At 69.9% G+C, this 8,922-nt stretch carries 9 protein-coding genes; 1 reads left to right on the top strand and 8 read right to left on the bottom strand.

The window, feature by feature from the left end; genetic code table 11:
- Window positions 1–115 precede the first annotated feature (115 nt).
- Window positions 116–550 carry an SWIB/MDM2 domain-containing protein gene (locus AC1D12_RS16360; RefSeq protein WP_047501850.1) on the bottom strand — a complete coding sequence of 145 codons (435 nt, stop codon included), beginning with the start codon at window positions 548–550 and terminating at the stop codon, window positions 116–118.
- A gap of 316 nt (window positions 551–866) precedes the next feature.
- Between AC1D12_RS16360 and AC1D12_RS16365 the strand changes: the two genes are divergently transcribed.
- Window positions 867–1,445 carry a DJ-1/PfpI family protein gene (locus AC1D12_RS16365; RefSeq protein ID WP_047501211.1) on the top strand — a complete coding sequence of 193 codons (579 nt, stop codon included), beginning with the start codon at window positions 867–869 and terminating at the stop codon, window positions 1,443–1,445.
- A gap of 7 nt (window positions 1,446–1,452) precedes the next feature.
- Here the strand turns inward: AC1D12_RS16365 and AC1D12_RS16370 are convergent, their stop codons facing one another.
- From AC1D12_RS16370 to AC1D12_RS16400, 7 genes are all read right to left on the bottom strand, one after another.
- Window positions 1,453–2,826 carry a sulfite reductase subunit alpha gene (locus tag AC1D12_RS16370; protein WP_477826056.1) on the bottom strand — a complete coding sequence of 458 codons (1,374 nt, stop codon included), beginning with the start codon at window positions 2,824–2,826 and terminating at the stop codon, window positions 1,453–1,455.
- Window positions 2,823–3,857, bottom strand: coding sequence for an FAD:protein FMN transferase (locus tag AC1D12_RS16375; RefSeq protein ID WP_477841551.1), 1,035 nt, complete (start codon window positions 3,855–3,857; stop codon window positions 2,823–2,825). Before AC1D12_RS16375 ends, AC1D12_RS16370 begins: the two co-directional genes overlap by 4 nt.
- 8 nt (window positions 3,858–3,865) lie before the next feature.
- Window positions 3,866–4,711: a DUF4198 domain-containing protein gene (locus tag AC1D12_RS16380; protein ID WP_477841553.1), complete on the bottom strand. Its 846-nt coding sequence runs from the start codon at window positions 4,709–4,711 to the stop codon at window positions 3,866–3,868.
- Window positions 4,712–4,721: 10 nt separating this feature from the next.
- On the bottom strand, window positions 4,722–5,240 hold the full coding sequence (locus AC1D12_RS16385) for a DUF2271 domain-containing protein (RefSeq protein ID WP_477826059.1): 519 nt from the start codon (window positions 5,238–5,240) through the stop codon (window positions 4,722–4,724).
- Between the two features lie 32 nt (window positions 5,241–5,272).
- Window positions 5,273–5,908 (bottom strand): PepSY-associated TM helix domain-containing protein, encoded by a 636-nt coding sequence (locus AC1D12_RS16390; protein WP_477841555.1) that lies wholly within the window; start codon window positions 5,906–5,908, stop codon window positions 5,273–5,275.
- Entirely contained in the window at window positions 5,908–6,600 is a 693-nt protein-coding gene (locus AC1D12_RS16395; RefSeq protein ID WP_477841557.1) for a Fe2+-dependent dioxygenase, read from the bottom strand. Before AC1D12_RS16395 ends, AC1D12_RS16390 begins: the two co-directional genes overlap by 1 nt.
- Before the next feature lie 5 nt (window positions 6,601–6,605).
- A partial coding sequence (locus AC1D12_RS16400; RefSeq protein ID WP_477841559.1) for a catecholate siderophore receptor Fiu occupies window positions 6,606–8,922 on the bottom strand: 2,317 nt, incomplete at its 5' end.

Here is an 8,922-nt window from a genome sequence, read left to right on the forward strand (position 1 = left end):
AAGCCGATCAACGTCGCGCGCGTGCTGGACGCCGTCGCGAAGGCGATGGAGAAACCCGCTGCCCCATGAAAAAAACCGGCGCATGCGCCGGTTTTTTGAGGTGAACGGAACCTGATTACTTCAGGTGGCCGTTGATCAGCTTGGTCATCTCGAACATCGAGACCTGGGCCTTCTTGAAGATTTCCTTCAGCTTGGCGTCGGCGTTGATCATCGTGCGCTTGGCCTTGTCCTGCAGGTCGTTCTTCTTGATGTACTCCCACACCTTCTTGGTCACTTCCGTGCGCGGCAGCGGGTTGGCGCCGATGACGGCAGCCAGCGTTGCGCTCGGGGTCATGGCCTTCATGAAGGCAGCGTTCGGGGTGCGCTTCTTGGCCGGAGCGGCCTTCTTCGCAGCGGCCTTCTTGGCCGGCGCTGCCTTCTTGGCGGGAGCGGCCTTCTTGGCCGGTGCGGCCTTCTTGGCCGCTACTTTCTTCGCGGGTGCAGCCTTCTTGGCCGGTGCCGCTTTCTTTGCAGGAGCCGCTTTCCGAGCGGGCGGTTTCGCAGTTGCCATGTTGAATTTCTCCATCAATAACGTTGTTGATGTGCCCGGGTTGGGTGAGAGCCGCATGAGCTCTCGGTTCTCCAGGTCCACGTGCGGAGCGAATACTACTGCGAGAGTGCTGCATTGAGAAGCAGTTTTCATAGGTAAAACTCGCATTCATGCGCCTTCGCGCGATGTTTTGTCGCCTGAGAGCCTCATCTGCGTGCTCTCGAGGCGCGCATCGCGTGCTGTCGAGGGGCATTCCCCATGCGCGTCGAACGCTCGCAGAATGTGCTTCGACGGCCTCGCATGGTGTGTCGCCGTCCTCTGACGAAGGAGACGAACGATGGGCAAGAAGATCCTGATGCTGGTCGGCGACTACGCCGAGGACTACGAGACCATGGTGCCGTTCCAGGCGCTGCAGATGGTCGGCCACACGGTGCATGCGGCCTGTCCGGACAAGAAGGCGGGCGAGTTCGTGATGACCGCGGTGCACGATTTCGAGGGCCAGCAGACCTACTCCGAGAAACCCGGCCACCGCTTCACGCTGAACGCGACGTTCGCGTCGGTGAAGGGCGAGGACTACGACGCGCTGCTGATCCCGGGCGGCCGCGCGCCGGAATACCTGCGCATGAACCAGGCGGTGATCGCGCTGGTGCAGCACTTCTCGCGCGCCGACAAGCCGATCGCCGCGGTGTGCCACGGCGCGCAGTTGCTGGCTGCCGCCGGCGTGATCCGCGGCAAGCGCGTGTCGGCGTATCCCGCCTGCGCGGCCGAGGTGGAGCTGGCGGGTGCGAGCTACGCGGCGATCGAGGTCGACCAGGCGGTGACCGACGGCAAGCTCGTCACCGCGCCAGCGTGGCCGGCGCATGCGGCCTGGCTGGCGCAGTTCCTGGCAGTGCTGGGAACGCGCATCCAGCACTGACGCGGGGTCAGTAGACGTCGCGCCGGTAGCGGCCGGCGTCGGCCAGCGCGGCGAGCTGGTCGGCGCCGAGCACCTGCGCGAGCGCCTCGTCGACGCCGGCAGCCATGCCCTCCAGGCTGCCGCACACGTAGATCGCCGCGCCCCGCGCGACCCAGTCCCGCAGTTCGTCCGCCTGTTCCAGCACGCGGTGCTGCACATAGTGCCGCTCGGGCCGGTCGCGCGAGAACACGCGGTCGACCCGGGCCAGCACGCCGGCCGCCTGCCAGCGTTCGGTGTCGTCGGCGTAATGCGCGTCATGCGCCGCCTGGCGCTCGCCGAACAGCAGCCAGCAGGCCTCGGGTGCCCGAACCTCCGCGCGCGCCATCAGGTGGCTTCTGAGGCCCGCCAGACCGGTGCCGTTGCCGATCAGGACCAGCGGACGCGCCGCGTTGTCGCCGATCCGGAAGCTGCCGTGCGCGCGCAGCCGCAGCGGCACGCGATCGCCCGGTTGCAGTCGTGTCGTCAGCCAGCCCGAGGCCACGCCGAGGCCGCCGTCCGGGTGCCGCTCCTGCCGCACCATCAGGTGCAGCCGGCCCGCCGACGGCACCGAGGCGATCGTGTACTCGCGCGGGCGCTGCGGGTCGCCGGGGGCCTGCACCTGCACCAGGTCGCCGGCCTGCCAGCCGGGCAGCGCCGCGCCGTCGGCCGGCACGAGTTCGAGGTGGCACACCGGCGCGGCGGCGCTGCCTTCGTTCAACACGCGCCGCTCGACCAGCCGCCAGTCGTCGAAGCCCGGCGCCTGCCAGTCGGGCAGGTCGACCGTGCCGGCGAGGTGCGCCACCTGCTGCTGCCACTGCTTCAGCGCTGCCGCGTCCTCGTTGTCGAGCTCGATGCGCTCGAACAGCGGCGTCGCGCCCTGCACCTGCAGCCAGCCATCCAGCCGGCGGCCGAAGCCGCAGAACTGCGCGTAGCTGCGGTCGCCGAGCGCCAGCACCGCATGGTGCAGGCGCGGCAGCGGCTGGCCGCCGTCGGCCATGTGGCGCGCGAACGCCGAGGCCGCATCGGGCGCGTCGCCCTCGCCGTAGGTGCTGACGATGAAGAGCGCCCGTTCGGTGCGCGCCAGCGCGTCGGGCCGCAGTTCGCCGAGCGGCAGCAGCCGCACCGGCACGCCGGCGGTGTGCAGCAGGCGCGCGGTCTGCCACGCGAGCTGCTCGGCGAAGCCGGTCTGGCTCGCGAACGCGACCAGCACCGGCGCGGCATCGGCCTCGGCATGGTCGAGCGCGGCCGCATCGCGCGAGGCGGCCGCACGGCGGCGTCGTTCGCGCCAGACGATGAAGGCGCAGAACGCGAGGTAGGCGAGTGCGATGGCGCCTGCCGCCAGCAAGCGGGCCAGCGGGCTCATTCGAGCGCGGCGAAGGCCGGCGTGACCTGCTCGTCGAGCCCGCCGTCGGCGCGCCGCGTGACGAACAAGGCCGCGATGCCGCGCTGCGCGGCCCACGGCAGGCCGGCCTGCGGCCCCATCACCGTCAGCGCCGTCGACAGCGCATCGGCGCGCATGCACGAGGCATCGAGCACCGTCACGACGGCCACGCCGTGGTCGATCGGCCGGCCGCTGCGCGGATCGATGGTGTGCGGATAACGCCTGTCGCCGCGGGCGAAGAAGCGCCGGTGATCGCCCGAGGTCGCGACGCCCAGGCCATGCAGCGCGATGCGGGTCGGCAGCGGATCCGCGTCGAGCTGCCAGCCGCCGTCGACCCAGCGCGGCACCGGTTCCAGCGCCACCCACCACGGCTGCCCATCGGGTTTCACGCCCTCGCCGCGCAGCTCGCCGCCGACCTCGGCCAGCACGTCGTCGAGGCCGAACTGCCGCGCGAGCCGCTGCACGACGCGGTCGACCGCATGGCCCTTCGCGATCGCCGACAGGTCGAGCCGGAGGCCCCCAGGTTGCCGCACGCCGCGCGCGCCGGTCTCCAGCCGCTGCCAGCCGCTGACGACCCGCGCGGCCTGCACCGCCGCATCGTCGGGCGGCACGAAGCCGGGCTCGTCGTGGCGCTGCCGCGGCCCGAAGCCCCAGGCATCGACCAGCGCCCCGGCGGCCGGGTCGTACGCGCCATCGCTGTCGCGCGCGACCTGCAGCGCGCAGGCCAGTACCTCGCTGAACGCATCCGGCAGCGCATGCCAGCTGCCGGCCGGCGCGTGGTTGAAGCGGCTGATGTCCGAGCCGGGTTCCCACGGGCTCATCTGCGCGACCACGAGGTCCAGCTCCTGCTGGATCGCCTGCGCCAGCGGCGCGAGCGCGAGCGCCCGCGGGCCGGCGACGCGCACCGACCAGCTCGTGCCCATCGTCACGCCCTGCAGCGCATGCACCTGGGCGCCGAGCGCCGGCGCGCGGGTCGCGATGCGCTGCGGGACCAGCACCCGCGCCGTCTGCATTGCCTTCTTTACTGCGGCAGCACTTCGACCGTCGCGCTGGCGTTCACGCGGCGCGTCGGCGGCGTGCCTTCGGCGGCACGCACGCTGTGGTTCACGCCGATCCAGTAGCGCCCGGCTTCCGGCCACTTGACGCTGAACTGGCCCTGCGCGTCGGTCTTCAGCGCGATCTCGCCGAGCTTGTAGCGGTAGCGGTTGCCGCCGCGCAGGATCGTCACGTCGAGGTTGGCGGCCGGCTTGCCGTCGAGCAGCACGCGGAAGCTGGAGCTGTCGCCGGCACTCAGGTCGGTCGGCGCGGTCAGCGGGACGAACTCGAGGCCGGTGCCTTGCGGCGCGAAGGCCTTGTCGGCGGTCTTCTCGCCCGCTTTTTCCCCTTTCCCGTCGTTGCTCACCCAGGTCTCGACCCGGTTCTGCATGCGCGTGACCTGCAGCTCCTTCGCGTCGGCCGGGATCTCCTTGGCCATCGCCTCGGCGGTGCCGCGCCAGCGCTTCGGCTCGCCGCCGAGCTTGTAGTTGGCGAACACGCTCTCGCTGAAATTGACGATGCGGTAGGTGCCCGGCTGCGCGAGCTTCACGTCGAAGCTGCTGCGGCGGCGCGCGATGGCGAGGTTCTCCGGCGCGACGAGGCTGCCGTCGGGCGCGACGATGCTGAGCTTGTCCAGCACCAGCGCGTTGGTGTCGTACTCGAACAGGTCTTCGGACACCGCGCCGTCGACCGTGACGGCGGCTTCGCGGCCGCTGACGACGGTGGCCGACGGCACGAGCCAGGTGCGGTGCGCCTGCGCGGCACCAGGCAGCAGCGTGGCCGACGCGGCCAGCGCGAGCAGGGCAAGGTTCAGGCGGTGGAGGGTCTTCATGGGTGGCTCCTCAAGGCTTCAGTTCGAGCGCGACCGCGCCGAGTTCATGCTCGCCCTGGACCTTGGCGGTCTGGGCGGCCTTCACCGGCCAGTCGAACGGCAGGCGCACGACCTCGCGGCCGCCGTTCTCGCGCGCCGCCTCGACCACCAGCTGGTAGCTGCCAGGCGGCAACGACGCCAGGCCCTTCGCGCTCGACAGGGCCAGCACGTGCTCGCCCGGCGAGCGGGTGGCGGCGGTGACGCCGTCGATCGGCGTCTGCAGCTCGCGCCCGCTCTTGCGCCACCAGCTGCGCATGTCCTTCAGCCACTTCGCGCCGCCGTTGTCGCGCTTCTTCAGGTCGTACCAGAGCGCGACGTTGGACGCGAAGCCCTGGTCGGCCGCCTTCTCGACCCACACCGCGACATAGGGCTTGTGGTACTCGGCCACGCTCAGCTGCGGCAGTTCCAGCTTCAGGTTCGCGTCGGCCGCGAAGGCCGGCGCGGCCAGCGCGGCGGCGGCGCCCATCGCCATCGAATAGCTCAGTTTCATGGGGGTCCTTCTGGAAGATCAGGGAATCGGGATCAATGGATGAAGAGGATCGCCAGCAGCAGCGGCAGCACCAGGCCGCCAGCCACCACCGGCCAGGTGCTCGGGCGCTTGGCGGCATGCATCTTCAGGATGAACAGGCCGGTCACCGAGAACACCAGGCACGACGCGGCGAACAGGTCGATGAACCAGCTCCACGCGCTGCCGGTGTGGCGGCCCTTGTGCAGGTCGTTCAGGTACGAGATCCAGCCGCGGTCGGTGCGCTCGTATTCCAGCGCGCCTTCCACGCGGTCGATGCGCAGCCAGGCATCGCCGCCGGGGCGCGGCAGCGGCAGGTAGATTTCCTCGGGCGACCACTCGGCCGCGCGGCCGGCGACCTCGATCGTGAGCGCCTGCTCGGCCCAGGCGGCCAGCGCCGGCGGCAGCGGCTGCTTGTCGTCGGACGGCTTCGCGGTGACCAGCGGCAGCAGCGCCGGCGGCACCTGCGCCGCGCGCTTCGTGACCTGCGGCTTCGCCTCGATCTGCGACGCATGGTTCAGCGTGAAGCCGGTGACGGTGAACAGCAGCAGCCCGACCAGGCTCAGCGCCGAGCTGATCCAGTGCCACTGGTGCAGCGTCTTCAGCCAGTAGGCGCGCTGCGGCGCCGGTGTGGCGGCGGAGGGGGCGTCCATCAGACCTCGGACCACATCCGCAGCAGGTTGTGATAGTGGCCGGTCAGCATCAGCACCTCGGCGCTGTCGCCGCCTTTTTCACTTTCGCGCTCGCGCAGGCGCTGGATCGCCTGGTCGAGCTCGAACAGCATGGCGCGCTGCGCATCGTCGCGCACCAGGCTCTGCAGCCAGAAGAACGAGCAGACGCGGGCGCCGCGCGTGACCGGCAGCACGCGGTGCAGGCTGCTCGACGGGTACAGGATCAGGTCGCCGGCCGGCAGCTTCACCTCGTGCGCGCCGTAGGTGTCCATCACCTCCAGCTCGCCGCCGTCGTAGTCGCCGGGGTCGGCGAGGAACAGCGTGCACGACAGGTCGGTGCGCAGCCGCAGGCTGGTGCCCGGCACGCCGCGCACCGCGCCGTCGACATGCAGGCCGTACTGCTCGCCGCCTTCGTAGCGGTTGAACAGCGGCGGCACGTAGCGCAGCGGCAGCGCGGCCGAGACGAACAGCGGATGTGCTTCCAGCGCCTTCAGGATGACGGCACCGAAGCGCTGCGTCAGCGGCCCGGCCTCGGGCAGCTGGCGGTTGCGCTTGACCTGCGCACCCTGCGCGCCGACCGTCTCGCGGCCGTCGTTCCAGTCGGCCGCATCGAGGGCCTCGCGGATCTCGGCGACCTGGGACGGCGTCAGCACGCCGGGCACGTGGAGCATCATGGCGGTCAGTACTTGAAGTTGGCGCTCAGCAGCGCGTTGCGTGCTTCACCCGGCTTGTAGCGCGAGCCGCCATTGTTGACCGACGCCACGTACTCCTTGTCGAACAGGTTGTTGACGTTCAACTGCAGCGTGACGTTCTTGCTGAGGTCGTACGCGACCATCGCATCGGCCACCGTGTACGACTCGGTGTTGATCAGGTTGGGCGTCGCGCTGGGGGTGAGGTTGCTGCTGCGCGCGACGGTATCGACATAGCGCACGCCGCCGCCGACGGTCAGCTTGTCGAGCGCCTTGTACGACGCCCACGAGCTGAAGGTCACCTTCGGCGAATAGACGATCACGCCGCCGTTGTTCGCGCTGGCGCCGGCCGGCACGCCGCGCAGGATCTTCGGATCCATGTAGGCCACGCCCGCGCTCAGGTTCAGCGCCGGCGTCACCTGGCCGACCAGGCCGAGCTCGACGCCGTCGACGCGGCGCTTGCCCACCTGGCTGAAGGTCGGCACCGCGGCGCCGTCGGAGACCAGCTCGTTCTTGTTCTCGCTGCGGTAGATCGCCGCGGTGGCCGACAGCTTGCCGCCGAACAGGTCCCACTTGGTGCCCAGCTCGATGTTGCTGCCTTCCTGCGGGTCGGTGCTCGGGCTCGCCTGGTTGGTGCTCGAGACGTTCAGCGAGAAGTTGGCGCCGCCCGGCGGCTGGTAGGAATTCGACACCGTCAGGTAGATGCTGCCGTCCGGCGTCGGCTTGAACAGCGCGCCGACCTTCCAGCTCAGCAGGTTGTCGTTCAGCCCGAGCGGCGGGTTCTGCACCAGCACCGCCGGCGTCGCCGAGTTGAGGGCGGCGCTGTTCGTCTCGGTGTGGAACTTCTCCCAGCGCAGGCCGCCGTTGAGCAGCCACTGCTCCGAGAACTTCAGCGTGTCGAACGCATAGACCGCCGCACTCAGCGTGCTGCCCTTGGTGTAGGCGCCGTTGTCGACGAGCGGCTGGAACACGTCGCCGGTGCTCGGGTTGTACAGGTTGGCCGCGGCCTGCGTGCCGCTGACGACCCGGTTCTGCTGGTTCTGCCGCTCGTAGATGAACTCGAAACCGGTCGACAGCGAATGCCCGATGCCGCCGGTCTTGAACTCGGTGCTCAGGTTGGTCTGGTTGGTCAGGATCTCGTTCGTCTGGTGGCGGCCCTGGCGGTTGCGCGCGACGGTCCAGGTGGCGGGATCGGTCCCGGTGGGGGAGGTCACGGCATTGACGCCGGTCAGCACGAAGTCCTGCTCGGTGTGGCCCAGGCGCGTCGTGTTGCGCAGCGTCGTGCCGCTCGACAGGTCGTGCTCGATGCGCGCGGTGAACATGTGCAGCGTCACGTCGTTGAAGTCGTCGGTCGAACCGTAAAAGTTCTTCGGATCGACCGGCGCGCCGCTCTGCATGCCCGCGCCGGGCCGCCAGTCGGAGAGCCCGAAGGTCGACACGCCGCCGTCCGGCACGTTCTTCTGGTCGACGTACAGGTAGTTGAAGGTGGTGCGCGTCGGCGTGCCGAGGCCGAGCACCAGCGACGGCGCGAAGCCGAAGCGCTTGCTCCTGACCTCGTCGCGGCCCGGCGTGCCGTAGTCCTGCGCGAGCACGTTCAGGCGCAGCGCGGAGCCCGGGATGCCGAGGTCCAGCGGCCGGTTCAGGTCGGCGGTGGCGCGCACGCGGCTCGCGGTGCCGACGGTCAGCGTGCCGTTGTTGAAGGCCTCGCGGGTCGCCGTCTTCGACACCAGGTTGACGTAGCCCGACGATGCGCCGCGGCCGTTGTCGGAGCCCGACGGGCCCTTGACCACCTCGACCTGCTCGATGTTGAACACGTCGCGCGAGATGTTGCCCAGGTCGCGGATGCCGTCGACGAAGATGCTGTTCGTCGTGTCGAAGCCGCGCATGAAGATCGAGTCGCCGGTCGTCGTGTTGCCGTTCTCGCCGAGCTGCATCGTGATGCCCGGGGTGTTGCGCAGCGCCTCGGCCAGCGTGGTCGCGACCTGCTGCTGCAGCACTTCCTTCTTGATCACGGTGATGGTCTGCGGCGTGTCGACCAGCGGCTGCGTGAACTTCGGGCTCGACGCGTTGTCGGCCTTGAACTCGCTGCCGGACTGGCCGGTGACGCGCAGCGCGGGCAGCGTCGTCTCGGGCGCTTCGGGCTTCTTCGGCGCGTCGGCGACCGGGGTCGTCTGCGCAGCCACCGGCAATGCGACGGCCATCAGGCCGATCTGAGCCAACGCGGATGTCTTGCTTGCCGCGTGCTTGCGGCTCTTGATGTAGGCCAAGGGGTACTCCTCGAGGGTTTTGTCTTGTCTTGGCTGGCGC

This window comes from Rhizobacter sp. P1_G5 (assembly GCF_056405435.1).